20 protein-coding genes and 1 riboswitch are annotated in these 23649 nt (G+C 63.9%); of the genes, 6 read left to right on the top strand and 14 right to left on the bottom strand.

The annotated features are described in order from the left end of the window. Positions 1-7 precede the first annotated feature (7 nt). The 9 genes from N5J71_RS16695 to N5J71_RS16655 form a co-directional block, all read right to left on the bottom strand. Complete coding sequence (locus tag N5J71_RS16695; RefSeq protein WP_178112468.1) at positions 8-493, bottom strand: TIGR02281 family clan AA aspartic protease; 486 nt, start codon at positions 491-493, stop codon at positions 8-10. Positions 494-528: 35 nt separating this feature from the next. After that, on the bottom strand, positions 529-1512 hold the full coding sequence (locus N5J71_RS16690; RefSeq protein WP_279917259.1) for an esterase-like activity of phytase family protein: 984 nt from the start codon (positions 1510-1512) through the stop codon (positions 529-531). After that, the gene (gene parE / locus N5J71_RS16685) at positions 1512-3407 is read right to left on the bottom strand and encodes a DNA topoisomerase IV subunit B (protein ID WP_279917258.1); all 1896 of its coding nucleotides are present in this window, start codon (positions 3405-3407) and stop codon (positions 1512-1514) included. The genes N5J71_RS16690 and parE overlap by 1 nt, the downstream gene beginning before the upstream one ends. Before the next feature lie 280 nt (positions 3408-3687). Beyond that, positions 3688-4299 carry a YqiA/YcfP family alpha/beta fold hydrolase gene (locus N5J71_RS16680; protein WP_279917257.1) on the bottom strand — a complete coding sequence of 204 codons (612 nt, stop codon included), beginning with the start codon at positions 4297-4299 and terminating at the stop codon, positions 3688-3690. Positions 4300-4408: 109 nt separating this feature from the next. Further along, positions 4409-5224 carry a 3',5'-cyclic-AMP phosphodiesterase gene (cpdA, locus tag N5J71_RS16675; protein ID WP_279917256.1) on the bottom strand — a complete coding sequence of 272 codons (816 nt, stop codon included), beginning with the start codon at positions 5222-5224 and terminating at the stop codon, positions 4409-4411. A 198-nt stretch (positions 5225-5422) separates the two neighbouring features. Further along, on the bottom strand, positions 5423-5875 hold the full coding sequence (locus N5J71_RS16670; protein ID WP_206407954.1) for a DUF1249 domain-containing protein: 453 nt from the start codon (positions 5873-5875) through the stop codon (positions 5423-5425). Next, on the bottom strand, positions 5866-6465 hold the full coding sequence (locus N5J71_RS16665) for an NUDIX domain-containing protein (protein WP_003459150.1): 600 nt from the start codon (positions 6463-6465) through the stop codon (positions 5866-5868). Before N5J71_RS16665 ends, N5J71_RS16670 begins: the two co-directional genes overlap by 10 nt. Positions 6466-6569: 104 nt before the next feature. Then, positions 6570-8453 carry a phosphomethylpyrimidine synthase ThiC gene (gene thiC, locus N5J71_RS16660; RefSeq protein WP_257597282.1) on the bottom strand — a complete coding sequence of 628 codons (1884 nt, stop codon included), beginning with the start codon at positions 8451-8453 and terminating at the stop codon, positions 6570-6572. 97 nt (positions 8454-8550) lie between these two features. Then, positions 8551-8657, bottom strand: a riboswitch (TPP riboswitch). Positions 8658-8699: 42 nt separating this feature from the next. After that, positions 8700-8879, bottom strand: a complete 180-nt coding sequence (locus tag N5J71_RS16655; RefSeq protein ID WP_156157156.1) for a hypothetical protein — start codon at positions 8877-8879, stop codon at positions 8700-8702. Here N5J71_RS16655 and N5J71_RS16650 point away from each other — a divergent pair. Then, the gene (locus N5J71_RS16650) at positions 8878-10326 is read left to right on the top strand and encodes a TolC family outer membrane protein (protein WP_279917255.1); all 1449 of its coding nucleotides are present in this window, start codon (positions 8878-8880) and stop codon (positions 10324-10326) included. The genes N5J71_RS16655 and N5J71_RS16650 overlap by 2 nt on opposite strands. 163 nt (positions 10327-10489) lie before the next feature. Here the strand turns inward: N5J71_RS16650 and waaA are convergent, their stop codons facing one another. Continuing rightward, positions 10490-11755: a lipid IV(A) 3-deoxy-D-manno-octulosonic acid transferase gene (waaA, locus tag N5J71_RS16645; RefSeq protein ID WP_279917254.1), complete on the bottom strand. Its 1266-nt coding sequence runs from the start codon at positions 11753-11755 to the stop codon at positions 10490-10492. A 232-nt stretch (positions 11756-11987) separates the two neighbouring features. Then, positions 11988-12875, bottom strand: coding sequence for a LysR family transcriptional regulator (locus N5J71_RS16640; protein ID WP_074855089.1), 888 nt, complete (start codon positions 12873-12875; stop codon positions 11988-11990). Between the two features lie 89 nt (positions 12876-12964). Here N5J71_RS16640 and N5J71_RS16635 point away from each other — a divergent pair, with 89 nt between their 5' ends. From N5J71_RS16635 to N5J71_RS16620, 4 genes are all read left to right on the top strand, one after another. Next, entirely contained in the window at positions 12965-13297 is a 333-nt protein-coding gene (locus N5J71_RS16635; protein WP_003459155.1) for a DMT family transporter, read from the top strand. 96 nt (positions 13298-13393) lie between these two features. After that, on the top strand, positions 13394-14569 hold the full coding sequence (locus tag N5J71_RS16630; RefSeq protein WP_279917253.1) for an NAD(P)/FAD-dependent oxidoreductase: 1176 nt from the start codon (positions 13394-13396) through the stop codon (positions 14567-14569). After that, positions 14566-15375, top strand: coding sequence for an aldo/keto reductase (locus tag N5J71_RS16625; protein WP_279917252.1), 810 nt, complete (start codon positions 14566-14568; stop codon positions 15373-15375). The genes N5J71_RS16630 and N5J71_RS16625 overlap by 4 nt, the downstream gene beginning before the upstream one ends. A gap of 144 nt (positions 15376-15519) precedes the next feature. Continuing rightward, on the top strand, positions 15520-16428 hold the full coding sequence (locus N5J71_RS16620) for a hypothetical protein (RefSeq protein WP_003459158.1): 909 nt from the start codon (positions 15520-15522) through the stop codon (positions 16426-16428). Between the two features lie 65 nt (positions 16429-16493). Here N5J71_RS16620 and N5J71_RS16615 read toward each other — a convergent pair whose 3' ends face one another. After that, positions 16494-18026, bottom strand: coding sequence for an AhpA/YtjB family protein (locus N5J71_RS16615; protein WP_257597287.1), 1533 nt, complete (start codon positions 18024-18026; stop codon positions 16494-16496). A 174-nt stretch (positions 18027-18200) separates the two neighbouring features. Between N5J71_RS16615 and serB the strand changes: the two genes are divergently transcribed. Further along, entirely contained in the window at positions 18201-19415 is a 1215-nt protein-coding gene (serB, locus tag N5J71_RS16610) for a phosphoserine phosphatase SerB (protein ID WP_074855085.1), read from the top strand. 226 nt (positions 19416-19641) lie between these two features. Here serB and N5J71_RS16605 read toward each other — a convergent pair whose 3' ends face one another. Beyond that, positions 19642-21711: an EAL domain-containing response regulator gene (locus N5J71_RS16605; protein ID WP_279917251.1), complete on the bottom strand. Its 2070-nt coding sequence runs from the start codon at positions 21709-21711 to the stop codon at positions 19642-19644. Between the two features lie 63 nt (positions 21712-21774). Continuing rightward, complete coding sequence (locus N5J71_RS16600; protein ID WP_279917250.1) at positions 21775-23577, bottom strand: cyclic-di-GMP receptor FimW-related protein; 1803 nt, start codon at positions 23575-23577, stop codon at positions 21775-21777. Positions 23578-23649: the final 72 nt, after the last annotated feature.

Here is a 23649-nt window from a genome sequence, read left to right as displayed (position 1 = left end):
GCGGGCCTCATTGCAAGGTTGATTGGCGCAGCACCAGGGTGCCGCCCTTCTGACTGAATTCGAGTTGTTTCAGGGCGCTCATGCCCAGCAGCACTTCGTCGCCGTCCATGCCTGGGGCGATCAGTGCGGCGACGTCACGCAGTTCGATATCGCCCAGGCGCAGGCTGTCCAGGCGTGTGCGATGCCCGGTGGCACGGCCGTTGGCCGTGCTGATGATGATCGGCGCACCACGTTGCAGGCCAAGACGCTCGGCCACCGCGCTGGGTATTGCCACCTGGGTGGCGCCAGTGTCGAGCAGAAAGGTCACGTCATGCCCATCGATCTGGCCATTGACCAGGTAGTGACCCTGACGACTGCTGGCCAGGCTCACCTCGACGAAACCATCGCCATGCACCGACTGCGGCGTCTGGTTGGGGTTGCGCTGGCGATCTTCCCAGTTACCGAAGAAGTGCGTGGCCAGCAGCAGGCCGGCGCCCCAGGCGAGCACCAACATCACTCGTCCGGCACCACGACCTGGCGTCTGTTCGCTCACGGGCGCCGGCTCCAGCCGCCCTTGGGCGCGGCAAAACGCCAGACGATGGGGCGCTCTTCGCCATCGGCGCGGGTCTGGCTGCCGTTGTCGACGCCGATCCAGGCGCCATCCTTGTCGATCCACAGCGCTTCGGCCATGCCGTAGTCCGGTGCGTAGCGGCGTGGTTCGCTCAGGGCTTCGCTGGCGAACGACCAGCAGATCTCCGCGACACCATCGCTCAGGGTGCGCCGGCAGATACGGTGGGCCTGACGCTCCAGGGTAAAGAGCTTTTCACCGAAATAGGCCAGGCCGGAGAAGTCGCGTGGTGCCATATGGCCGCCGAGCGCTTCGGGCGACGCCTCGTCACCGCTTTCGCTGGTCAGCACGCAGCCGCCGGTACAACGCCAACTGCTGCCGCGACGATGCAGTACAGTGAGGCCGCGGCGGCGCTGTTCGGCAGCCAGCCACAGGCGGTCACCGGCCGGATCGATGGCGATGCCTTCGAAGCCCTGGTTGAAATGCAGCAGCATGCCGCTGGCGCGCGCCTGGCGTACCAGGCCGCTGGGCAGGTTGAGCCACTGCGCATTGCCGTTGCTGCTCACCTGCAGTACGGCGGCGCGGGTTTCGCTGACCAGATAGCGGTTACCCTGCGCGTCGCAGGACATTCCCTCGAAATCCAGTGCGCCACCGCGTACCAGGCCGGCCGCCCAGTTGCGCATGCGCAGGCCCCAGGGCAGGGCGCTCTCGGGGGGGGCGGGGGCAACGAAGGTTTCTGCTTCGGCGCGCAGCAGCCCTTCTTCTCTATGCAGTTGATAGAGACGGTCGTCGTCACGGTCGGAAACTGCCCACAGCGTTTCGCCGCACAGGGCCAGGCCGGACAGGTTGCCGCCCGGCATTTCTGTCACCGGGTATTCAGCTTGTAACGTCAGTTCTTCCAGCACCACTGGCTCGGCGTTCGCGACGCCGGCCAACAGACCGAGTGCAAGGAGGTGATTACGCATCAGGCCAGTACCTCGGCCAGGTTGCCCTTGGTTTCCAGCCAGCTCTTGCGATCACCAGCGCGTTTTTTCGCCAGCAGCATGTCCATCACTTCGCGGGTGCCTTCGAAATCATCCAGGGTCAGTTGCACCAGACGCCGGGTGTTGGGGTCCATGGTGGTTTCGCGCAACTGCGGCGGGTTCATCTCGCCGAGGCCCTTGAAGCGGGTGACCTGTGGCTTGCCGCGACGTTTCTCGGCCACCAGGCGGTCGAGGATGCCGTCGCGCTCGGCGTCGTCCAGAGCGTAGAAGATCTCCTTGCCCAGGTCGATGCGATACAGCGGCGGCATGGCCACGTAGACGTGACCGGCATCCACCAGCGGGCGGAAGTGACGGACGAACAGGGCACAGAGCAGGGTGGCGATGTGCAGGCCGTCGGAGTCGGCGTCGGCAAGGATGCAGATCTTGCCGTAGCGCAGCCCGGAGAGGTCGCTGGAGCCGGGATCGATACCGACGGCCACGGCGATATCGTGTACTTCCTGCGAGGCCAGGACTTCGCTGCCGTCCACTTCCCAGGTGTTCAGGATCTTGCCGCGCAGCGGCATGATGGCCTGGAACTCCTTGTCGCGTGCCTGCTTGGCGCTGCCGCCGGCCGAGTCACCCTCGACCAGGAACAGCTCGCAACGCAGCGGGTTCTGCCCCGCGCAGTCGGCCAGCTTGCCGGGCAGCGCCGGGCCCTGGGTGATCTTCTTGCGTTCGACCTTCTTGCCCGCCTTGAGGCGACGACCGGCGTTGCTGATGGCCAGCTCGGCCAGTTGCAGGCCGGTTTCCGGGTGGGCGTTGAGCCACAGGCTGAAGGCATCCTTGACCACGCCGGAGACGAAGGCGGCTGCCTCGCGCGAGGACAGGCGCTCCTTGGTCTGGCCAGAGAACTGCGCATCCTGCATCTTCATCGAGAGGACGAAGGCGATGCGCTCCCAGACGTCTTCCGGGGCCAGCTTGACGCCGCGCGGCAGCAGGTTGCGGAACTCGCAGAACTCGCGCATGGCATCCAGCAGGCCCTGGCGCAGGCCATTGACGTGGGTGCCGCCCTGGGCGGTGGGAATCAGGTTGACGTAGCTTTCCTGCACCGCGTCGCCGCCCTCGGGCAGCCACAGCAGCGCCCAGTCCACGGCTTCCTTGTTGCCGGCCAGGCTGCCAACGAAGGGCTCGGCCGGCAGGCGCTCGAACTCGCTGACGGCATCGACCAGGTAGGAGCGCAGGCCGTCCTCGTAATGCCACTCGACCTTCTCGCCCGAGGCTTTGTCTTCGAAGCTGACGTTCAGGCCCGGGCAGAGTACGGCCTTGGCCTTGAGCACATGCTTGAGGCGGCTGACGGAGAACTTGAAGGAGTCGAAATACTTGGCATCCGGCCAGAAATGCACGCTGGTGCCGGTGTTGCGTTTGCCGACAGTACCGATGACTTGCAACTCGCTGGCCTTGAAGCCATCGGCGAAGCTCATCTGGTACTCGTTGCCGTCACGCTTGACGGTGACCACCACGCGGGTCGACAGGGCGTTGACCACGCTGATGCCGACGCCATGCAGGCCGCCGGAGAACTGGTAGTTCTTGTTGCTGAACTTGCCGCCGGCGTGCAGCTTGGTGAGGATCAGCTCGACGCCCGGTACGCCTTCTTCCGGGTGGATATCCACCGGCATGCCGCGACCATCGTCGAGCACCTCCAGCGAGTTGTCCTCGTGGAGGATCACCTGGATCGACTTGGCGTGCCCGGCCAGGGCTTCGTCGACGCTGTTGTCGATCACTTCCTGGGCCAGGTGGTTGGGGCGCGTGGTGTCGGTGTACATGCCCGGGCGCTTGCGCACCGGGTCGAGGCCGGAAAGGACTTCGATGGCGTCTGCGTTATAAGAGCTCGCACTCATATCATTTCACCGCCGCGTTGCTGCCGAAAAGCGCGCCAGGCAAGGCGCGGGATGCCGCCAATGGCGTTCCCTTGGCAAGTCCCGCAACACCGCCTGGCGTGCTTTTCGGCGCAACCCGAAGGGACGGGGCCATTTCGCTACGGCGCTGCGTCAGTCGTCGCTCATTTGGAATAACCAAACCACTCTCCTCCTTTCTTGCTCCGTAGCGAAATGGCCGCCGTCGCGGCAATGAAATGATATGAGTGCGAGCTCCGAGCTGGGCCATAGGGTCTCTTGGTCATCAATTGAATGCGGAAAAGTCGGTATCGCGCCAGAGTGTGGCGCTAATGTCGGCGAATGCGAAGAGTGCCGGCAGGTGTTCGGTAAAGCCCTGGAAGCCGTGGTCACCACCGGCCTGGATGCGCAGGGCACAGGCGCGGTAATAGCGCTCGGCGTCGCGGTAGTCGAGGGTTTCGTCGCCGGTTTGCAGCCACACCTGGTAGCGGCTGGCGTCCAATGGCGGCGCCACCTCCAGTTCGGCCAGGGCGTGGACGTGATCCGCGGTCAGGTCCCAGGTCTCGTCGCTGTAGTAGTTCTTTTGCGGGCCCAGGTAGCCATCGAAGCGCAGGTGCGGCTTTACGGCTGGATTGATCAGCAGCGCCTTGAGCCCGTGCTGTTCGGCCAGGTAAGTGGCGTAATAGCCGCCCAGGGAGCTGCCCACCAGCAGCGGCGCGCCGAGTTCGCTGATCAGCGCCTGCAACTGGGCGATGGCCTGACGCGGATGATGATGCAGGGCCGGTACGCGCAACTGGTTTTCCAGACCCAGGTGGGCCATGGCGCGGCTCAACTGGCTGGCCTTGTGCGAGGCCGGCGAACTGTTGAGGCCGTGAATATAGAGAATGGATGCAGTCATGGTGCGGGAGGCTACTACAAAAAGCAGCGCTAAGCTGTAAGCGGCAAGCTGCAGGAAACAGCAGAGCGTGTCTGTCAGGATACGCGTTTGGCGTGGGCCTGCCGCTGTTTCAATATCCTTTGACGCTGTAATCGATTTCGAACGTGATGCCGGTTACGCGCGAGACGCCGGTATCCAGCGTGCCATCGGCATACAGGCGCAGCCAGCGGTAGCCAGGGGCTTCGCTGTCCACCTGGAACTCCTCGCTGCCCGGCGCGAACTGCACGCAGGTCGAAGGCGAGGCGAGCAGGCGCAGATTGCCGCGCTGCTGGTCGAACTCCTGATGGATATGCCCCCAGAGCACGGTGCGCGCCTGCGGGTAGCGGTCGAGCACGGCGAACAGGGCGTCGGGGTTGCGCAGGCCGATGGGTTCCATCCACTTGCAGCCGATGGCGACCGGATGGTGGTGCAGGCAGATCAGGTGATGGCGCTGCGGCGCTTCGCTGAGGGCGCGTTCGAGCAGTTCGAGTTGGCCGTCGGCAAGAAAGCCGGGCACCGCGCCGGGGATCGAGGAGTCGAGCATGACGATGCGCCAGGCACCAAGGTCGATTACCGGCTCCAGCAGCTCGCTGCCCTGGCAGGCAGCCTGCATGGGGGGGATTTCGTCATGGTTGCCGGCCAGCCAGCGGGTTGGTGCGTCGATGGCTGAGGTGAGTTGGCGAAAGCGCTGATACGACGCTTCGCTGCCATCCTGCGAAAGATCACCTGTAGCCAGAATCAGGTCGATCTGCGGCTGCTCCTGCAGGACCCGTTCGATCACCCGCTGCAGGCTGTCGCACGTATCCATGCCCAGCAGCTTGCCGTCCGCTTCGGCGAACAGATGGCTGTCGGACAACTGCACCAGCAGTACCGAGGAATCAGTGGATTGGGTGGGCAGGCTCGGCAAGACCGTCTCCTAGGGCGCAATCGGGTGAATTATGGTGGTTGCTGCAGTAAAGGGAAAACCCGGGAAGCAGACGCAGGTCACAGAAAAACACCAGAAGCGCTGTTTGCCATCGTTCGCGACAGTCGTCAGGCAGGGCGGGCCATCCAAACAATACAACGCCGCGCTATCGGCCAGGCACCGAAAAGCTTGATCGCCGGCTTACATCACCGGCTGCGGTTCGTGCCCGCAGGCCAGGCAATGGCTCAGCCATTCGCCGAGGAACAGGTTGAGCTGACTCTTCTCGTCCGGCTGGTGCATGGCGGCATTCGGGTATGGGTAGCGAATATGCAGGCGCCGCGCGTTCTCGGCGCCCACCACCTCGGCCATGCGCGCATCGTGATACACCCGCACTTCCAGCTGCGGCACCGGCAGCCAGGGCAGGCTGTGTTCCTGGCGCACGCACAGGGTGGTGGTGTAGGGGCAACTTTCCAACACGTCCAGCGCCAGCACGCCGAGCAGATGCTCACCCTGGCTCAGCGCCACGCGGCGGCTTTCCGTGTGCTCACGCATGTTCGGCAGCAGGCGCATCAGGCGCGCGTAGTTGGCCTCGCAAGCCGCTTGCAGCTCGACCAGGTCGACCCGATAGCGCTCGCGTAGCAGATTCACGACCACATGCCCCGCACTTCGTCGCGGTTCAGCGCCAGCCATTGCAGGGCGATGATGCTGGCCGCGTTGTTGATGCGTCCGTCGCGTACGGCTGCCAGGGCATCGGCCAGCGGCATCACATGCACGCGAATGTCCTCGCCCTCCTCGGGCAGGCCATGCACGCCACCGGCACCGCTACTGTCGCAGCGACCCAGAAACAGATGGACGAACTCATCGGAGCCGCCAGGGGAGGGGAAATACTGGGTAATTGGCCACAGCGGGCCAAGAATCAGATCGGCTTCTTCGACCGCTTCGCGGCGGGCGACTTCCTCGGGCTCCTCGTCCTTGTCGATCAGCCCGGCGACCAGCTCCAGCAGCCAGGGATTGTCGGCCTTGTCCATGGCACCGACACGGAACTGCTCGATCAGCACCACTTCATCGCGCTGCGGGTCGTAAGGCAGCACGCAGACGGCATCGTGGCGCACGAACAGCTCGCGGGTCAGTTGCGGGCCCATGTTGCCGGCGAACTGGCGATGGCGCAGCTTGATCCGGTCGAGGCGATAGAAGCCGCGAAAGCAGTTCTCGCGCTCGATGATGTCGATGTCGTCTTTGTTCATTGCACTCCCCAGATGGTCGTAACGGGCCAAACTACGGCCCGTTACGCATCACACTAGCGAGCATCCGCCCCGCCGATCAAGCCTGGCTGACGGAAAGTACGCCGTTACACCTTCTGGTACAGCTGGCTACCCTGCGCCTTGAACTCCGCAGCCTTGGCCTGCATGCCCTGTTCGGCGTCCAGGTCGACGGCGTCGATGCGCTGATCCTTGGCGTATTCACGCACTTCCTGGGTGATCTTCATCGAGCAGAACTTCGGCCCGCACATGGAGCAGAAGTGCGCGACCTTGGCCGAATCCTTCGGCAGCGTCTCATCGTGGTAAGCGCGTGCAGTGTCCGGGTCCAGCCCCAGGTTGAACTGATCTTCCCAGCGGAACTCGAAGCGCGCCTTGGACAGTGCGTTGTCGCGGATCTGTGCGCCCGGGTGACCTTTTGCCAGGTCGGCGGCATGCGCGGCGATCTTGTAGGTGATGATGCCGGTCTTCACGTCATCCTTGTTCGGCAGGCCCAGGTGCTCCTTGGGTGTGACGTAGCAGAGCATGGCGCAGCCGAACCAGCCGATCATCGCCGCGCCGATGCCGCTGGTGATGTGGTCGTAGCCCGGGGCGATGTCGGTGGTCAGCGGACCGAGGGTGTAGAACGGCGCTTCGTCGCAGCATTCGAGCTGTTTGTCCATGTTCTCCTTGATCAGTTGCATCGGCACGTGGCCGGGGCCTTCGATCATGCACTGCACGTCGTGCTTCCAGGCGATCTTGGTCAGCTCGCCGAGGGTTTCCAGTTCGCCGAACTGCGCTTCGTCGTTGGCGTCGGCAATCGAGCCCGGACGCAGGCCGTCGCCCAGCGAGAAGCTGACGTCGTAGGCCTTCATGATTTCGCAGATGTCGTCGAAATGGGTGTAGAGGAAGTTTTCCTTGTGGTGCGCCAGGCACCACTTGGCCATGATCGAGCCGCCGCGCGAAACGATGCCGGTGACGCGTTTGGCGGTCAGCGGCACGTAGCGCAGCAGAACACCGGCGTGGATGGTGAAGTAGTCCACACCCTGTTCGGCCTGCTCGATCAGGGTGTCACGGAACAGCTCCCAGGTCAGGTCCTCGGCGATGCCGCCGACCTTTTCCAGGGCCTGGTAGATCGGCACGGTGCCGATCGGCACGGGGCTGTTACGGATGATCCACTCGCGGGTCTCGTGGATGTGCTTGCCGGTGGACAGGTCCATCACCGTATCCGAGCCCCAACGGATGCCCCAGGTCAGCTTGGCCACTTCTTCCTCGATGCTCGATCCCAGCGCCGAGTTGCCGATATTGCCGTTGATCTTCACCAGGAAGTTACGGCCGATGATCATCGGCTCCAATTCGACGTGGTTGATGTTGGCCGGGATGATGGCGCGGCCACGGGCGACTTCGCTGCGCACGAACTCGGGAGTGATTTCTTTCGGAATGCTGGCGCCGAAGCTGTGGCCGGCGTGCTGCTCATTGAGCAGGCCGGCTTCACGCGCTTCGGCCAGCTTCATGTTTTCGCGGATGGCGACGTATTCCATCTCCGGAGTGATGATGCCTTTCTTGGCGTAGTGCATCTGGCTGACGTTGTGCCCGGCCTTGGCCCGGCGCGGGTTGCGCACGTGGGCGAAGCGCATCGCCGACAGCTCGGCATCGTTGAGGCGGCGCTGGCCGAACTCCGAGGACAGGCCCGGCAGCTTTTCGGTATCGCCGCGATCCTCGATCCAGGCGCTGCGCACGTCGGCCAGGCCCTTGCGCACGTCGATGGTGACGTTCGGGTCGGTGTAGGGGCCGGAGGTGTCGTAGACGGTGACTGGCGCATTGATCTCACCGCCAAAGTCGGTCGGCGTCACGTCCAGGCTGATCTCGCGCATCGGCACGCGGATGTCCGGGCGCGAGCCTTGTACGTAGACTTTCTGCGAACGGGGGAAGGGCTGTACCGACTGCTGGTCGACCTGGGCGCTTTCGCTCAGGTTCTTTTGTTGTTGTGTGTTCATCAAGGCTCTCTCCGGGATAGATGTCGGAGTTGGAACCTGAGCGGACGAAGGGCGCGAGATACACCGTGGGCGGTGCCGAGAGGACTCGCCGGTACACTGGCGAGGACATCTTGTTCCCTACGCAGGCCTTAACCTGATCAGGTTCAACGGGATCCGGCAGCTGCCAATCTCAGCCCCGCATTTGGGGCACCCCGACAAGAACTTGGGCAGTCTAAACAAGCTGATAGGAGAAAACCAACTCGGTGGTCAATAAATATCGACCCATGCGTCGGAAAGCGACTGCTCACGCTGCTGATGGCGGATTGTTGCCGACGAGCAACATAGCTTGCCGCCAGCTAGACTGATGCCGTCCATGGCGCGCTTGACCCCTGCCTGCAGCGGGCCGTAGCCTTGCCGATTACCGCCTAATGAAGGATCGACATCCATGTTGCGCAGACTTTTCCTGGCAATCGCCGTGGCCGCCGCTTCGGTGGCTCTGGTTCAGGCCGCAGAGGCCCCGCTGTCCAGCAAGACCGACCTGGTCACCGTGTATCAGGAAGCGGCGAAGAACAACGCGGATATCGCTGCCGCTCGCGCCGATTATCAGGCTCGCCGTGAAGTGGTGCCGCAAGCACGTGCCGGCCTGCTGCCCAACCTGTCCGCGGGCGCCAACTACGGCGATACGCGCACCGAAATAGATTCGCCCAGCGCCACTGTCTCGCGTAGCGGTCTGGTCTATCAGGCCAACCTCAGCCAGCCGCTGTTCCGTGCCGACCGCTGGTTCCAACTGCAGGCGGCTGAGGCCACCAGCGAGCAGGCTGCGCTGGAATTGTCTGCCACCGAGCAGAACCTGATCCTGCAGAGCGCCGAAACCTACTTCGCCGTGCTGCGCGCCCAGGACAGCCTGGCCTCGACCCGGGCCGAAGAGGCGGCCTTCAAGCGTCAGTTGGATCAGGCCAACGAGCGCTTCGACGTCGGCCTGTCCGACAAGACCGATGTGCTCGAGGCGCAGGCCGGGTTCGATACTGCCCGCGCCAACCGCTTGCACGCCGAGCGTGCAGTGGATGACGCCTTCGAAGCCCTGGTGACCCTGACCAACCGCGATTATCTGGCCGTCGAGGGGATCGTCCACACCCTGCCGGTGCTGGCGCCGACGCCGAATGATGCCAAGGCCTGGGTCGACACCGCCGCGGCACAAAACCTCAACCTGCAGGCCAGCCTTTACGCTGTGACGGCTGCCGAAGAGAACCTGCGGCAGCGCAAGGCCGGTCATGCGCCGACCCTGGATGCGGTGGCCAGCTACCAGCGGGGTGACAACGACAGCCTGGGCTTCAGCAACTCGAGCAACCGATTGCCTGGTCAGGATCCCTTCAGCGGCGACGTTTCGCAGCGCAGCATCGGCCTGCAATTGAACATCCCGCTGTACAGCGGCGGCCTGACCAGCTCGCAGGTGCGCGAGGCCTACCAGCGCCTCGGGCAGACTGAGCAACTGCGCGAGAGCCTGCGCCGTCAGGTGGTGCAGAACACCCGCAACCTGTTCCGTGCGGTGAACACCGATGTGGAGACCGTGCAGGCACGTCGCCAGTCGATCATCTCCAACCAGAGTGCGCTGGAGGCCACCGAGATCGGCTATCAGGTCGGTACCCGCAATATCGTCGACGTGCTCGACGCCCAGCGTCAGCTGTACAGCGCCGTGCGCAACTACAACGATGCGCGCTACGACTACATCCTCAACAACCTGCGCCTGAAGCAGGCAGCCGGCACCCTCAGCCCGGCCGATCTGGAAGCGCTGGGCAGTTTCCTCAAACCGGACTACAACCCGGACAAGGATTTCCTGCCGCCGGACCTGGCGTCTGCCGCCGAAGCACGCCTGCAGAACGCTCAGGATTTCTGAGGCAAGCGCTGGACCTTTCAAGTGCGGTTGCGTATCAGACAGAGCGTAGGGGGCGGGTGGCGAACCGCTTCAGCCAACCAACAGTGGCCGCTCTGGATGTGGTGGGCTGAAGCCCACCCTACCCGCCCTGACGATTGCCAGGCGTAGCCCGGATTACATCCGGCTACAGAAGACGCTGCAAGCCCTCCAGCAATCGCTGCAGCGCGCCCTGGTTGGCCTTGAGCACGCTAAGGCCGGCCTGGCTCATGCGCTGCATCTCGCTCGGTTCGTTCAGCAGCGCCACAACCTTGTCCGCCAACTGTCCGGCGTTTTCCACTTCGTTCAGGGCGCCGGCTTCGCGCAACTGCGCGGCGATTTCCAGGAAGTTGAACAGGTGCGGGCCGCTCAGCACGGGCTTGCCCAAAGCGGCCGGCTCCAGCAGGTTATGCCCGCCGTTGGCCACCAGGCTGCCACCGACGAAGGCGATATCCGCCAGGGCGTAGAGAAACAGCAGCTCACCCATGGTGTCGCCCAGCAGCACCTGATCGCTGGTTTGCACGGCTTCTCCCGTGGAGCGGCGGCGAGTGGTCAGGCTCTGGTTCATGCACAGGTTATGCACCGCGTTGAAGCGCTCGGGGTGACGCGGTACCAGGATCAGCAGGGCATCCGGTCGAGACTTCAGCAACTGGTGATGGGCGGCGAGGATGATCTCGTCCTCTCCGGCGTGGGTGCTGGCGGCGATCCATATCGGTCGAGTCGTGGCCTGCCATTGCTGGCGCAGGGCATCTGCGCGTTGCAGCAGTTCAGCATCGATCTTCAGGTCGAACTTGATCGAGCCGGTCACCTCCACGCACTCGGAGCGGGCGCCCAGATCGAGAAAGCGCTCGGCTTCGGTCTGAGTCTGCACGGCGATCAGCGACAGTTCAGCGAGCATCGGTGCGGTGAGCTTGCCGAGCCGGGCGTAACCCCGTGCCGAGCGTTCGGACAGTCTTGCGTTGGCCAGGGCGACCGGAATGCCGCGCTTGGCGCATTGGTGGATATGGTTCGGCCACAGCTCGGTTTCCATCACCACGGCCAGGCGCGGCTTTACGCGATTGATAAAACGCGCAGCGGCCCAAGGCAGGTCGTAAGGCAGGTAGCAGTGCTGCACGCTGTCGCCGAACAGTGCCTGGATGCGCTCGGAGCCGGTCGGCGTCATGCAGGTGACGGTGATCGGCAACTCGGGATAGTGCGCCTGCAGCGCGCGGATCATCGGCGCGGCGGCGATGCTCTCACCGACCGAGACCGCGTGCACCCAGATGCCGCCGGGTTTCATCGACGGCAGGCCAAGGGAGAAGCGTTCATTGATACGCCGGGCGTAAGTCGGCGCCTTGCGTGCGCGCAGGGCCAGACGCAGGGCGATCAGGGGCAGGGCGAGATGCAGCAGCAGGGTGTAGAGGAGTCTGTTCATGGGGGCGCAGCTTAGCAGGCTGTTGAAAAACTATCTGCGTTGCCACTGCTGCGTTAAAAACAGGCTCGTGCGCGAGTCCGATCAAAATGCTCATTTACAGCTCGTAAAGTCGAGCGCGACTCCGACCGTTTTTCGCCTGTTTTTGTGGGGCCGCCATCGGTATTGCATTGGCTGCCTCGCCTACGTTTTTCAACGGCCTGCTAGCGCCGCCCGCAATCCTCTGGAAGCACGATCACGCCTGCTGGCGCAGCAGTTCACGCGCCAGGCAGTCGGCCAGCCAGTTGGCAGCGGGGCCGAGCGCGCCGTCGCGACGGCAGACCAGCTCCACTACCAGTGGTAGGGGCGCCCAGTCGCTGCGCAGTTCCTGCAGGTGGCCCTGGTAGGTCGGGTACTGCGCTACGTGGCGGGGCAGCCAGGCCCAGCCAACGCCGCGTATCACCAGCTCGGCCATGACGTAGAAGCTGTCGGCGCGCCATACCAGCGGACTGATCTGCTCACCGCCGGGGTAGTGGCTGTCCTGCGGCGTCATCAGCAGTTGGCGGTGCTCGGCCAGGTCGCGACGTTCCACGCTATCGAGTTCGGCCAGCGGGTGTTGCGGGCTGCACACCGTGACCATCTCTATGGTGCCCAGGCGCTGGCTTTCCAGTTCCCTGGGCATCTGTTCGTGATGAAACAGCAGGCCCAGGTCGGCCTGGCGCTGGAGCAGCTTGCGCGCCACATCACCCTGCGCGCCGCTGGAGAGCTGAACCTCCAGCAGGGGGAAGGCTTCGGCCAGTGCTTCCAGGCTGGCCAGCACTGGCTGATAGGGCATGGCCTCATCCTGCGCCAGGCGCAGGCGTGCCTCCTCGCCGCGTGCCAGGCCCAGTGCACGACCATCCAGGCGCTCGCACTGCTGCAACACGCTGCGGGCCTGCTCCAGCAGCGCCGCGCCTGCCTCGGTCAGCTGTGGCTGGCGACCGCTGTTGCGTTCGAAGAGGGTGACGCCGAGATCGCTTTCGAGCAGGGCGATGGCGGTGCTGACCGCCGATTGCGCGCGTCCGGTCTGCCGAGCTGCAGCGGAAAAGGATCGGCTCTCGGCGCTACGGACGAACAGTTGCAGTTGATCGAGATTCCAGTTCATGGCTGACCTATCAAAAATGCAGATAGGTAATGACTTTATCCCATCATGGAAGAACTTAGAATTGCGCTCATCTTTCAGGAGTCGCCATCATGCCCGGATATCTCTATCTCGCCATTGCCATCGCCGCCGAAGTGGTCGCCACCACCTCGATGAAAGCTATCGACGGCTTCAACAAACCCTTGCCGCTGTTGCTGGTGGTGGGCGGCTACGGCATCGCCTTCTGGATGCTGACGCTGGTGGTGCGCACCATTCCTGTGGGCGTTGCCTACGCCATCTGGGCGGGTCTGGGCATCGTCCTGGTGAGCATCGCGGCGATGTTCATCTATCAGCAGAAACTCGATTTGCCGGCCGTGCTTGGCATGGGCCTGATCGTCAGTGGCGTGGTGGTGATCCAGTTGTTTTCCAGTTCCACCGGCCATTGAAGCGGGGCGTCAGGGTTACGTTTGCGTCCTGAAGCTTGCCGCGTGTAGCGGCCCCGAGGGTTATACTGCGCGCCTGTTTTTCTGCGAGGCGCGTTCATGTCCCAAGCTCTCAGCACCGATGTCCTGATCGTCGGCGGCGGTATTGCCGGCCTCTGGCTCAATGCGCGCCTGCGTCAGCAGGGCTTCGCCACCGTTCTGGTGGAGCGCGGCAGCCTGGGCGGTGGGCAGAGCCTGAAGTCACAGGGCATCATCCATGGCGGCGCCAAATACGCCCTGCATGGCGCGCTGACCGGTGCCTCCGAGGCCATCGCCGATATGCCGCGACGATGGCGCGAGGCGCTTGCGGGCAATGGCGAGCTGGATCTGTCCGGTGTGCGCATTCTTTCCGACGCGCATTACCTGTGGTCGCCTGGCACCCTGGCCGGCAACCTCACCAGTTTCTTTGCCAGCAAGGCCGTGCGCGGCCGTGTCGATCAGGTCAAGGGCGAGCAATTGCCGCCGGCGCTGCAGCACCCGAAGTTCAAGGGCAAGGTCTATCGCCTCGCCGAGCTGGTGCTCGACGTGCCGAGCCTGATCGCACGCCTGGCCGAGCTGGCGGGCGACAGCCTGCTGGCCGCCGAGCGTATCGAACCGCTGCAGGAAAACGCGGAGCTGTGCGGGCTGATCGTCGATGGCCGAGAGATTCGTGCGCAGCGCGTGGTGCTCAGCGCGGGTGCCGGCAATGCCGATCTGCTCGCCGCACTGGGCGTCGAGCAGCCCGCGCAGCAGTTGCGCCCGCTGCATATGGTGCTGGCCAAGGGGCCGGCGCTGAAACCGCTGTACGCCCATTGCCTTGGTGGTGGGCCCAAGCCTCGGGTCACCGTGACCACCCATCCGGCGGCCGATGGGCAGTGGGTCTGGTACCTCGGTGGCGACCTGGCTGAAGCTGATGGCGTCGCTCGCGACGAGGTCGCTCAAATTCAGGCCGCGCAAAAGGAAATGGCGGCGCTGCTGCCTTGGGTCGACCAGAGCCAGACCCGCTGGGCCACATTGCGTGTGGATCGCGCCGAGCCCGCGCAGTCGGGCCTGGTGCGCCCGGACAATGCCTTTCTCGCCGAGCAACAGCGCCTGCTGGTGGGCTGGCCGACCAAGCTGGCGCTGGCGCCGGACTTTGCTGACCGCGTACTTGCGGCTCTGCAGCGCGATAACCTGCTGCCATCTGGCCATGCACCATTGCCTGAACTGCCGCGCCCAGCGCTGGGACAGCCGGTGTGGGAGGCATTGCTGCCATGAGCACCCTGCACGAACTGCATCGCCCGCTGGGCTCCACCGGCTTGCGCGTTTCGCCGCTGGGCCTGGGCACCGTCAAGCTCGGCCGTGATCAGGGCGTGAAGTACCCCAACGGTTTCACCATCCCTGACGATACGCAGGCCCTGGCCTTGCTGCGGCAGGCTCGCGAGCTGGGCATCAATCTGATCGATACCGCGCCGGCTTACGGCGTCAGCGAGCAACGCCTCGGTCCACTGCTGCGTGGCCAGCGCGATGAGTGGGTGATCGTCAGCAAGAGCGGCGAAGAATTCGAGCAGGGGCAGTCGCACTTCGACTTCTCGCCAGCGCATACGCGGCTGTCCGTCGAGCGCAGTCTCAAGCGCCTGGAGACCGATCGTATCGATCTGCTGCTGGTGCACTCCGACGGCAACGATCTTGCCGTGCTGCGCGAGACAGGTGTGTACGAGACGCTGGCCGAGCTCAAGCGTGAGGGCAAGATCCTCGGCTATGGTATTTCCGGTAAGACCGTCGAGGGTGGGCTGCTGGCGCTGGAACAAGGCGACTGCGCCATGGTCACCTATAACTTGAGTGAGCAGGGCGAGAAGCCGGTATTGGACTACGCTGCCAGTCATGCCAAGGGCATCCTGATCAAGAAGGCGCTGGCCAGCGGGCATGCCTGCCTGGCCGATGGTGTCGACCCGGTGCGCGCCAGCTTCGAGCTGATCTTCGCGCATCCGGGCGTCAGCAGCGCCATCGTCGGCACCATCACGCCCGCGCACCTGGTGGCCAATGTCGCGACTGTGGCGGCGGTTTTACAGGGCATCCGCTGAGTCCCCGGTCACGTCCTCTTACAGCCTTGGGTTGTACTGGGTGGTCGGCTTGGGGCAGCCTTGAGCGGTTTTCGCTTCAACCTGACCCTCGCGTGAACGCTGGCTGCCGAGCCGCCTCACGCCCAGCCGGAACAAGGAGTCGAGATGCCGCGTACGCTGATCCGCAAGGACCCGAGTAACTTCAAGACCCTGCCGCTGTTCGTCGAAGCCGGCCCTGATGGGCTGAGCTACCAGAGCCTCGGGCAGCCGCTGAATTTCCAGCAGATGCTCGAACGCCGCCGTCCGGTCGAGGTGGCGGACAGCTCGCGGTTTTCCGTCGAGCTGGCCAACCTCGGCGTCTCGGTGCGTCTGACCCTGCGCCTGCATGGCCGTGATTACTGGTTGCTGGTGCGCCAGCGGCGGCCGGATCGTGGTGACACCGTGCTCAAGCTGATTTCCGGCTATGTGCCGGCGCATGAGCTGAATCTGCCGCTGCTTACCGCGGTTCAGGAAGTAGCCGAGGAATGCCTGCTGGAGTGTGCCGATGGCTGGCTGGGCGGGCGTTTCTCCGATACCTGGTTGCCCACGCCCTATCAGGGCGCGCTGCGTTATCGCGAGTCGAGTCACTTTCGCCTCAGCCCGCTGTCCGGCGCTGCGCGGCCGGTGCAGTGCGGCAACCTGACCTTGCTCGAGCGCCCGCGCGCCTACGTGCATCTGCCTACCGCATCCTTGCAGCTGGTCTACGACCTGAGCCTGGAGCTGCCGCGAGATGCCCGTCAGCTGAGTCTGTTCCACGTCGATGAATGTTTGGAAGACGGCCGCCTGGTGGCGCGTCTGGAGCGTCGCCGGCCGGACATCTATCTGCTGGCATTGCAGCGCGGCGTGCCCAGCGGTGGGCTGTTCACCCTACGCAAGGGCGAGTTGCTGCCTGCCAGCACCCGAGGGGTGTGGCTGTCGGAGAGCTTTGCCGAACAGGATGGCTGGCTGGTACGTGACGAGCGGATTCGCTGGAAGGACTGGCTGCAGCGCTACGGTGTGAAACCCCCGCAGCGGCGAGCATTGGCCAGCGCGTAGGGCGGGTGTAACCCGCCGTTGGCCGTCTGGCGGGTTACACGCGCCCTACATGGGCTGCGCCGCTTTCACACTCGGCTGTCGCGCATGCGCGTCAGTTGCCGCTCCAGCAGCGCCGGATAAGGGTCGAGCAGGCGCTCCACGCAGCTGGCTCCTTCCGGGCTGGCAATCGGGCGGATGCGCGCACGCTGGCGGGCCAGTGCATCCTGGGCGACGCGTTGCTCGACCAGCAGCAGGTTGCGACTGTGTTGCGACAAGGCCAGGGCGTCCAGGGCGCTGTCGCTGAGCAGCAGGTCGGCTTGGCCCAGCTCTTCCAGATCACTGCCCAGGGTCAGCCCCAGTTGCAGTTGCAGGGTGATGCCGCTGTCGGCGACCTCGATCTGCAGGGCGTGGCCCAGAGCGCGCATCAGCTCGCCACAGCAGATCGCGTGGGTCAGGTAATCCTCGCCGCACTCGCGCTCGTGGAACAGCATCAGGCTGCTGCCGTCCTTGAGTGTGTGAAGTTGTCCCTGATAGAGCGCAGCTGCCTGATCGAGGCAGGCACGATAACGATCCAGCAGGTCCAGCAGGCGCGTGCGTGGCAGGCGACGCAACTGCTCCTGGGCGCCGAGTTGAATGGCCAGCACGGCGCTGGCCTGCGATGGGCGCGGAGCCTTGGCGACTGGCGCAGGCGCCTCGGACTCGTCACGCAGGTCGGCAAAGGGATCATCCGGCTCTATCGTGTCAGGCCAGGGCTTGAGCGGCTCGTCATCGCCATACTTATCGCTGATGTCCGCTGCATTGAGGGCAGCATGTTCGGCCGGGATCTTCTCCTGCTTGTCGAAGCGCTCGTCGTCTTCTTCGTGCAGATAGTCCTCGCTGTCATCAAGCAGCTGTTCGTCATCCAGTTCCGGCTCGGGCTCCGGTTTTTCCGGTACCAGGCGCGCCTGTAGCTGGCGCGCCAGGTCACCGATCTCGTCGTTGCGTCCGGCGCCCGGTGCAGGGTCGTCCGGGTCGCGCAGCCATAGGCGCATCTGCAGCAGTGGCGTGGAAATATGCCGGCCGAGGCGCATGCTCAGCGACAGGGCCAGTGCCAGCAGGATCAGGCTGAGAATGCCCATACTCTGCAGGCTGATGGTCATCGGCTGCTGGAACTGGCTCATGTCCAGGCTGATGCGCAACTGCCCGGCCATCACTTCCTGGAAGGTGATGGAGGTGGAGTACAAACCTTCGGTTTCACCCAGCACGCTGCGTGTCGGGCGCGTGCCGGCTTCGGCGAGGATGCGACTGTCCACGCTGTAGATGGCCGCATGGGCCACCAGCGGGTTCTTCGCCAGGTTGTTCAGCAGCACGTTGAGGCTGAGGATGTCGTTGGACACCAGCAGTTCGGTGGCCGAGGCCGCCGTCTGGGTGATCAGCGCCTGACCCAGTGCATCGGCCTGCTGCTGCATGGCCTGCTTGAACTGCATGCCCATGACCCAGGCATAGATGACCATCGCCAAGGCCACCAGCAGCAGGCTGTGGCTGGCGATGCGCAGCACCAGAGGCACGCGCCGCTGACGCAGCGCGTGGAAGATCAGGATGAAGAAGTTATCGGGTTTGACGGGCGCGGGCCGGTTCACAGAGCACGGCTCTTGTCGACTGAAGTTGCCGCGCAGTATAGCGAGCGGCCTGGGGCGGGCAAAGCGCATGGCTGCCCGGATTGGCGGGAAACTGGGTAGAATGTGCGCCTTTTCGTCGGTCAGTGGCCAATTCGCCGCTTGCCTGCCTCAATCGTTTGCCTTGGAGGGTGCGTCTTGCGCGAAATCGTCCTGATCAATATCACCGGCGAGGATCGCCCCGGACTTACCGCAGCCATCACCGGCGTGCTGGCTCAGGGCGGGGTGAACATCCTCGATATCGGCCAGGCGGTAATCCACGACACCCTGTCGTTCGGCATCCTCATCGAGATTCCTGACAACGGCCGCTCCCAGTCGGTGCTCAAGGATCTGCTGTTCACCGCCTACGAGCTCGATCAGCAGGTACGTTTCACCCCGGTCTCCGAAGACGACTACCGTCAGTGGGTCGGTGGCCAGGGCAAGGCCCGCCATATCGTGACGCTGTTGACGCGTAAGGTCAGCGCCGAGCAGTTGCAGCGCGTCAGTGCGATCACCGCCAAGTACGGTCTGAACATCGACCATATCGACCGCCTTTCCGGGCGCATGCCGCTGGATATGCCGGCTGAGCAGGGCAAGGGCTGCATCGAGTTTTCCGTGCGCGGCGAGCCGGCCGACCCGGCGGCGTTGCGCGCCGAATTCCTCAGCGTGGCGCAGGAGCTCAACGTCGATATCGCCTTCCAGCGTGACTCGGTGTTCCGCCGTAACCGCCGCCTGGCGGTGTTCGACATGGATTCGACGCTGATCGAGGCCGAGGTCATCGACGAGCTGGCCAAGGCTGCCGGTGTTGGCGAGCAGGTGGCCGAGATCACCGAGCGCGCCATGCGTGGCGAGCTGGATTTCCGCGCCAGCTTCAAGGAGCGTCTGGGCTTGCTGCAGGGCCTGTCGGAAGACGTGCTGGAAGAGATCGGCGCGTCCCTGCGTCTGACCGAAGGTGCCGAGGTGCTGTTCGCCGAGCTCAAGCGCCTGGGTTACAAGACCGCGATCCTTTCTGGTGGCTTCACCTACTTCGCCAGGCAGTTGCAGGCCAAGCTGGGCATCGACTACGTGTTTGCCAACGAACTGCAGATCGAGAACGGCAAGGTCACCGGCGTGGCCGTCGAGCCCATCGTCGACGCGCAGCGCAAGGCCGATTTGCTGCGTGAGCTGGCGCAGAAGGAAGGTTTGCAGCTGGAACAGACCATCGCCGTCGGCGATGGTGCCAACGACCTGCCGATGCTTGGCCTGGCCGGTCTCGGTGTTGCCTTCCGGGCCAAGCCGCTGGTTAAGCAATCGGCCAAGCAGGCGATCTCCACCCTGGGGCTGGATGGCATTCTTTATCTGCTGGGTTTTCGCGACCGTGAGGGGCAGGAATAAGCACCGGCGCCGTCTCGGATATAAAAAGCCACCTGTTCAGGTTAATGCCAGTCAGTTAAGCGTCGACGCAGCCAATGGGTAGGAGCGGCGCCCCGCCGCGAACCAGGGTGACGCGCCATCGAAAAACTTCGCCCCGAGGCGGGGCTCCTACGAAAAGCCGCTTTGGCCACGGCCACCTTATCTGATCGGCATTAACCTGTTCAGGTGGCTTCTTCGTCGGCAGGACTTATTCGTCGCCGGCCGAGAAGTCGTAGTCCATCGACTGGCTCGGGCCCTGCAGGTAGTAGCCCTGAATGAAGTTGACCCCGGCCTGCCACAGCGTGGCCAGTACGCTGGCACTTTCGACGAAGGGCACGATGGTCAGCTTGGCCTGCGCATGCAGGCTGCTGAGCAGCGTCTTCAGCGCTTCCTGGTTGTCGGCGTTGCTCAGGTCCTGGGAGAACGAACCGTCGACTTTGACGAAGTCCACCTGCAGGTGCTTGAGTGTGTTGAACGGGTTCAGTGCGCAGCCGAACTGGCTCAGGGCGATTTTGCAGTGCAGTTCGGCAAGGCCCTGGGTCAGGGTTTTGGCCTGCTTCAGGTAGGCGATGGCGTCCGGTTCGCTGAACTGGAACACCAGCGAGTCCGACGGCAGGCGAGCGGCCTTGAGTGCCACGCTGAGCCAGGGCAGCAGCGTTTGATCCTGCAGGCTGGCGCTGGACAGGTGCACGAACAGACGGGTGTTATGGCCTTTGGAGCGGTGGTCGGCCAGCAGCTTGATCGAGTTGAGGATCACCCAGCGGTCGATCTTCTCGCCCAGGCCCGCGTCCTTGGCCGCGGCGAGGAACTGCGCCGGCGGCACTTCTTCACCCTGTGGGTTGAGCAGGCGCAGCAGCACTTCGTAATGTTCGTGGGCGTCGCCACGCAGGCTAATGATCGGCTGGAACAGCAGCCGGAAGCTGTTGTTCTCCAGTGCTTGCTGCACCATCGCCAGCAGGTTGCCGCGGTTGGCGGCTGCGGCCAGCTCATCGGCCGGGTTGAACACTTTGATGGCATTGCCGTCATTGAGCTCGTCGGCGCAGCGGTGCGCGCGATCGAGGACTTCCTGCGCCTTGGCGGTTTTCTCGCTGAGGCCGGCTACGCCAATCGACAGGGTGGTCTGCGCGGTGCGGCCGCTGACATCGAACAGGTGGGCTTCGACCTTCTTCAGCAGGGTCGCCAGGCTGGCTTGGCACTGCTCGGGCGTCTGGCCCGGGAGCAGGGCGGTGAACACGTCGTCACCGAAACGGGCCAGTTGGGTATCCGCCGGGAAATGTTCGCGCAGCAGGCCGGCCAGGTCGGTCAGCAGCAGGTCGATGCCGGCCAGGCCGATCTCGCCCTGCATGCTGGCATAGCGGTCGACACGGATGTACGCCAGGGTCGAGGGCTGACCGGTGTTGACGGCGCGCTCGGCGGCGTTGTCCATCAGCTCGAGGAAGTGATTGCGGTTGAACAGGCCGGTGACCAGATCCTGGCTGCTGATCTCGCGTAGTTTTTCTTCCAGTTCGGCATTGGAGGTTTTTGCGCGGATCACCACCTGAATGCACGGTTCGCCATCATAGGTGGCGGGGGAGAAGGTCATTTGCACGGCGAAGCTGCTGCCATCGGCGCGTACGCCCTGGCAATTGAGCTCGGCATTGCCTTCGGCGCTCTGGTAGTTCTTCAGGAAATCCTTGAACGCAGCGTGATCGGCACTGGCGATCAGGTCGATCATCGGCATGCCTTCCAGCTCGTCACCATCCTCGTAGCTGAACAGCTCGAGATAGGCACGGTTGGCGTAGATGTGCATGCCCTCGTGGACGTAGGTGATGGCGTCCACCGAGCTTTCCAGTAGCAGCTGGCAGCGTTTCTCGGCTTCGCGTAATGCCACTTCGGCGGCACGACGGGCGCGGCGCTCTTCGAGATTGGCCAGCTCGCGCTTGGCCACCAGCACCAGGCGTTCATCCTCGCCTTGCGGCAGGGCGTCTTGTGCGCCGAACAGCAGGGCTTCGGTAATGATCTCGGAGTCATTCTCCTCGACCAGTTGGATGACCGGGATGTCCTTGGCCTGGCGGCGAATGGCGGTTATCGCCTCGCTGGGTTCTAAGTGCTCGCTACTGGGGGCGCAGATCAGCAAGTCCCAGGTCTGTTGCAGGCTTTCAGCAAGGTCGTCGCTGGAGGTCAGGCGATGCACTCGAGTGGCGTGCCCGGCGTTGCGGAACAGACTGACCAGGCGCTCTGCTTCGTTCTGCGAGTCTTCGAGAATCAGCAGGCGGATGGTTTTTTTTTCGATGGCCATAGGGGGGTTTAATACCGCGCCGAACGGACGCGAAAAGGCGACAAATGGTGAGTTCGCCGGAGCCTACAGCGACTTCCAGAGTGAGTCAAAATCTTCCTCCCCCGTAGGCTTCTGGCTTTGCGAGGCTGTGACCGGTGTCCCGGCTGAGGCTTCTTCCACGCCCACTCGGTGATACTCGAACTGGCTGAAGCTGCCGGTGCTGACTTGCTTGCGCGTCAGTACCGCTCGGTGCTCTTCGCCGTGGTCGTTGATCAGTACCTTGCTGCCTTCCTGGAAGGGCAGGCGCGGCGTGATCAGGCTGGCGGGACGAGAAATGGCGCTGATTTCCGGTAGCAGCAGGGCGCGCAGGTACTGGCTGTTCTGCTCGGCCTTGCGTAGCAGTTTCAGGCCGCAGGGGCGTGCGTGCGGCGCGATCAGCTCGATACCCATCTGCGTGCCGCCGCCGCGCACCTGGCGAATCCAGCGCACGACGGCCACGCCCCAGCCCTGGCTGGGGTTGTCTTGTACGCCCAGCAGTTCACCGGCCTGCAGTTGGCTGGGGACGTCCTTGGGCCAGGACAGGCAATAGCCACCTGGGCTGTGATTGACGATGGGCAGGGGGAAGGTCGGGTAACTCTCGCCATTGTTCTCAGGCTGCGCCTGTTCATCGGGGGTTACCTTGGTGTACTGAATCTCTTCGAAGTGGATTTCGTCAGCCGCATTGCGCTGGGCATCGAAGGCGTTAGACCAGACATCAGGCTCGCCCGTGGCAGGCTTGAATACCGCAGCGCCCAGCTCGACCGGACGTTTGAGCACTTCTGCGAACGAGCGGCATCCGGAGAGGAAGAAATGCAGCGCGGTCATGCCGATGCACAGGGTCAGGCTGCCTTGCCCCGGCGTGCGCTGGAAGGTGCGCTCGGCGATGTCGCCCCAGGCCGCGGCAACGTGCTGCAGCAGATCGAGGGTGATGCCTTCCGGAATCATCAGGCGCGATTTGCTGCGCTCTTCTTCCGGGAGTTCCAGGTATTCCTTGATGGCATCGACCAGCGGTTGCGTGTCGATGCCCAGCAGGTTGTGCAATTCGCTGCTCTGATACAAGGACTTGTAGCGTGGCGGGCCGTCGATCTGCGGCGCCAGTACGAACAGGCTGTCGGCATGGTCGCCTGGCTGCAGCTTGACCTGCGCGCTCCAGGGCTCCAGCGCTTCCGCCAGGCGGGCGATGCCGTTCTGGCGCATCTGGTTGGTGCGCGCGCAGCCGAGCAGCAGTGCGGTCACGTAGGTCTGCTCGGTGCTCATGCCCGGAGTATGGCGTGCCAGCGGGTCACGAATGACCTGGCGCTGCAGGCGCTGCTCGCAGGCAATCTGATAGAGCTGGTGCAGCTCCAGCCAGAGCCCTTCCGGAACCGGGCAGTAAAGCTGACTGGCACGAATCAGCGCCTTGCAGAGGCTGTGGCTGGCGCGCTGCAGGGAGACGGCGAGCAACTGGTCGCGATCCTTGCCGCTGCGGGCGATCACGCGGGAAATGATCAGCTTGTAGCCGACGGCCAGGTGGTTCTGCAGCGCCTGGCACAGGTTGGCCACCTTGCGCGGGCGCTCGTCGAGAACGATGGCCTGGTTGAGAAAGTGACGCTCCAGGTGTTGGCAGACGAAGCTGACTTCCGGGCGCAGCAATTCGAGCAACTGCAGGCGATTTTCCGAAGGGGTGAGGAATTGATTGAGTTCCACCAGGCTCTGATACAACTGACGTGCAGTTTCACCGATGTTCGCCTTGGGCAGGCCTGCGATCCAGCGTTTCAGATCACGGGGGCTGCCGTCGCAGAAACTGAGGCTCTGCTTGCTCGGCGTGGGAACGCGCAACAGTTGAAGGTGGGTACTCTGTCTATCCATCAAACTCGGATACTCCGGCCACGCAATACCAAGCGGCTCTAATAATAGTCTTGCGAACTCTAACAGTATCTG

The sequence above is a fragment of the Ectopseudomonas oleovorans genome (assembly GCF_029845265.1).
Classification (GTDB): Bacteria; Pseudomonadota; Gammaproteobacteria; order Pseudomonadales; family Pseudomonadaceae; genus Aquipseudomonas; species Aquipseudomonas oleovorans.
Note: the sequence above shows the minus strand (reverse complement) of the source record. Positions and strands in the feature narration are given on the sequence as shown.

Coding starts and splice junctions, on each gene's coding strand:
- parE (WP_279917258.1), bottom strand. CDS start 3,407: ATGAGTGCGAGCTCTTATAACGCAGACGCCATCGAAGTCCTTTCCGGC.
- N5J71_RS16650 (WP_279917255.1), top strand. CDS start 8,878: ATGTTGCGCAGACTTTTCCTGGCAATCGCCGTGGCCGCCGCTTCGGTG.
- thiC (WP_257597282.1), bottom strand. CDS start 8,453: ATGAACACACAACAACAAAAGAACCTGAGCGAAAGCGCCCAGGTCGAC.
- N5J71_RS16680 (WP_279917257.1), bottom strand. CDS start 4,299: ATGACTGCATCCATTCTCTATATTCACGGCCTCAACAGTTCGCCGGCC.
- N5J71_RS16620 (WP_003459158.1), top strand. CDS start 15,520: ATGCCGCGTACGCTGATCCGCAAGGACCCGAGTAACTTCAAGACCCTG.
- N5J71_RS16605 (WP_279917251.1), bottom strand. CDS start 21,711: ATGGCCATCGAAAAAAAAACCATCCGCCTGCTGATTCTCGAAGACTCG.
- N5J71_RS16625 (WP_279917252.1), top strand. CDS start 14,566: ATGAGCACCCTGCACGAACTGCATCGCCCGCTGGGCTCCACCGGCTTG.
- N5J71_RS16695 (WP_178112468.1), bottom strand. CDS start 493: ATGTTGGTGCTCGCCTGGGGCGCCGGCCTGCTGCTGGCCACGCACTTC.
- N5J71_RS16635 (WP_003459155.1), top strand. CDS start 12,965: ATGCCCGGATATCTCTATCTCGCCATTGCCATCGCCGCCGAAGTGGTC.
- N5J71_RS16630 (WP_279917253.1), top strand. CDS start 13,394: ATGTCCCAAGCTCTCAGCACCGATGTCCTGATCGTCGGCGGCGGTATT.
- N5J71_RS16655 (WP_156157156.1), bottom strand. CDS start 8,879: ATGGATGTCGATCCTTCATTAGGCGGTAATCGGCAAGGCTACGGCCCG.
- waaA (WP_279917254.1), bottom strand. CDS start 11,755: ATGAACAGACTCCTCTACACCCTGCTGCTGCATCTCGCCCTGCCCCTG.
- N5J71_RS16665 (WP_003459150.1), bottom strand. CDS start 6,465: ATGAACAAAGACGACATCGACATCATCGAGCGCGAGAACTGCTTTCGC.
- N5J71_RS16640 (WP_074855089.1), bottom strand. CDS start 12,875: ATGAACTGGAATCTCGATCAACTGCAACTGTTCGTCCGTAGCGCCGAG.
- N5J71_RS16690 (WP_279917259.1), bottom strand. CDS start 1,512: ATGCGTAATCACCTCCTTGCACTCGGTCTGTTGGCCGGCGTCGCGAAC.
- N5J71_RS16600 (WP_279917250.1), bottom strand. CDS start 23,577: ATGGATAGACAGAGTACCCACCTTCAACTGTTGCGCGTTCCCACGCCG.